Raw genomic sequence first — 2,002 nt, 5'->3', positions numbered from 1 at the left:
CCCAGGCGGTCTCGGCCCGCAGGAAGAAACCCTTGCGGGCCGCCCAACTGGTCATCATGCGGCGCCCGCGCGAGGACGCGTCGAACTTCATCCGCTCGCCGAGCTCCGACTTGCCCCGCGAGGAGGCGTAGCGCCAGTCGTGGGAGCCACCGTAGGAGTCCAGCCCGAATCCCTCGGCCAGCGCCTCCACCAGGGTCGACTTCCCCGAACCGTTCTCACCGACCAGAAAGGTCACCGGCGCGGTGAAGCGCAGCCCTTCGTCGAGCAGCTGGCGGACGCAGGGCACCGACCAGGGCCAGGCGTCCTCGTCGTACGAGGAGAGATGAGCGTACGCGCGTTCGACAATCACGGGACCAGTGTCGCTCACCAGGCGGAAGACGCATGCGACGGCAGACGGCCGGCGTTGCGGAGCGGGGCCGGTGAGCCGTGCGCGGACCGAACGCCCCCGGGGCGAGCACCCGGACCGGAACGCGCGGACCGGAACGCGCAGACCGGAACAGGCGGGCGTCAGAAGTGACCGTCGAGCAGCGCCTTCCCCAGCGAGGTGATCGTGTGATGGACGGTCTTGCCCTGACGGTGCGAGGAGATCAGGCCGGCCTCCCGCAGGACGGCCGTGTGCTGGCTGGCGCTGGCAGGTGAGACCTCCAGCCGACGTGCGATCTCTCCGGTGGTGAGGCGCCCGTCGGCGGCCTCCAGCACGGCCGCCCGGGTACGACCGAGCAGGTCGGCGACGGCTTGGCTCTTCGCCGCGCCGCCGAAGACCTCGGCCGCCGCCAGGGTGCTCCGCAGGACGGGGTAGATCAGCATCAGCTCCTCGCTCCGCCCGACGTACAAGCGGGGCGCGCGGCAGAAGACGGACGGGGCGATCACCATGCCGCCTCCCGTCAGGTGGACGTCCGTCCCACGGGCCAACGGCCGGTAGTCGACCTCGAGCAGCGGGGGTCTCCAGCGGATCGCCGGGTGGAGCGAGGACAGCATCTGCCCGATCCCTCCACAGGCCAGGGCGCGCATCGCGGCGTCCTGTTCCCGGTGCAGTGCCGCGCGCATCCGGGGCCAGTGCCGGGCGATCGTGGCCTGATAGGCGCTCGTCAGCGCCTCGGCCACATGACGGGCGGCCCGTCCGTCTCCCGTACTGGCGGAGAGCATCCACGGCGGCAGCATCAGCCGTCTGCCCCGGCGGTACAGGGCGAGCTCGTCACGTAAGGGGCGCGGATCGCTGAGAAGGAGGTCGAGCGCGTCCTCCATCTCCGGTGCGGTGCCGGCCAGCGTGAACAGGTCGACCATGCGCTGCCTCGCGGGAGCCAGGCCCCGGACGAGGCCCGGCAGGTCCCCGACGGACAGCCGCGGTCGGGCCTGCGAACGCCAGGCGTCGAAGAGCGCCGCTTCGCCGTTGTGCTGGGCGACCCAGAAGCTCAACTGCGTCTCGGCCAGGGGGCCGAGGACGGCGATGCGGACGCGGGCCAGATCCGCGGACGTGAAGTGGACGCGGATCACCGCACGTTCCCCCCGTGTGTGTACATCCGGCCTACGTTTCAGCCTCAGCCGAATCGTGTGGTCACCGCAGTATGCAGGACCCAGTCTGTTCTGGACATGCCACCGACCCAGTGCCGACTGGGGCGACGAGGAGGAACGTCATGCGTATGAAGCGAGCGACGAAACGGCTGGGCGTCATCACCGCACTGGTTGTGGGACCGCTGATGCTGGCCGCCACACCGGCCCTCGCCGCCTCGGTCTCCAGGAGCTACGGCAACGCCTACAACTCCGGAAACACGGTCTACGCCTGCGACACCCGCGAGGACGGCGACGGGGTCTACGCCGAGTACTGGGGCAGTGGCACCACCCACGGGTACGTGTGGGACGGCAACGGCTCACAGGCCGGATGCGGCTCCGGGTGGGTGTCGTCCTTGCGCACCTTCCGTGTCTGCGTGGACGACTTCGGCTCGGACACCTGCTCCGACCGCGTGGGCGTGTGACCGCCTGACCCTCGCGGCCCTCGCGGCCC

At 70.7% G+C, this 2,002-nt stretch carries 3 protein-coding genes; 1 reads left to right on the top strand and 2 read right to left on the bottom strand.

The annotated features are described in order from the left end of the window. Together AOK15_RS40065 and AOK15_RS40060 are read right to left on the bottom strand one after the other, a co-directional pair. Positions 1-349 (bottom strand): AAA family ATPase (locus tag AOK15_RS40065; protein ID WP_157870523.1); only part of this gene is annotated, 349 nt, incomplete at its 3' end. Between the two features lie 158 nt (positions 350-507). Further along, positions 508-1,494 carry an ArsR/SmtB family transcription factor gene (locus AOK15_RS40060; protein ID WP_055524047.1) on the bottom strand — a complete coding sequence of 329 codons (987 nt, stop codon included), beginning with the start codon at positions 1,492-1,494 and terminating at the stop codon, positions 508-510. A gap of 140 nt (positions 1,495-1,634) precedes the next feature. Here AOK15_RS40060 and AOK15_RS40055 point away from each other — a divergent pair, with 140 nt between their 5' ends. After that, positions 1,635-1,973, top strand: coding sequence for a hypothetical protein (locus tag AOK15_RS40055; protein WP_055524045.1), 339 nt, complete (start codon positions 1,635-1,637; stop codon positions 1,971-1,973). The last annotated feature ends 29 nt before the right edge of the window (positions 1,974-2,002 follow it).

It is taken from the genome of Streptomyces ossamyceticus (genome assembly GCF_001418475.1).
Taxonomy (GTDB): domain Bacteria; phylum Actinomycetota; class Actinomycetes; order Streptomycetales; family Streptomycetaceae; genus Streptomyces; species Streptomyces ossamyceticus.
The sequence above is the reverse complement of the archived record's forward strand: the minus strand, read 5'-3'. Positions and strand labels throughout refer to the sequence as shown.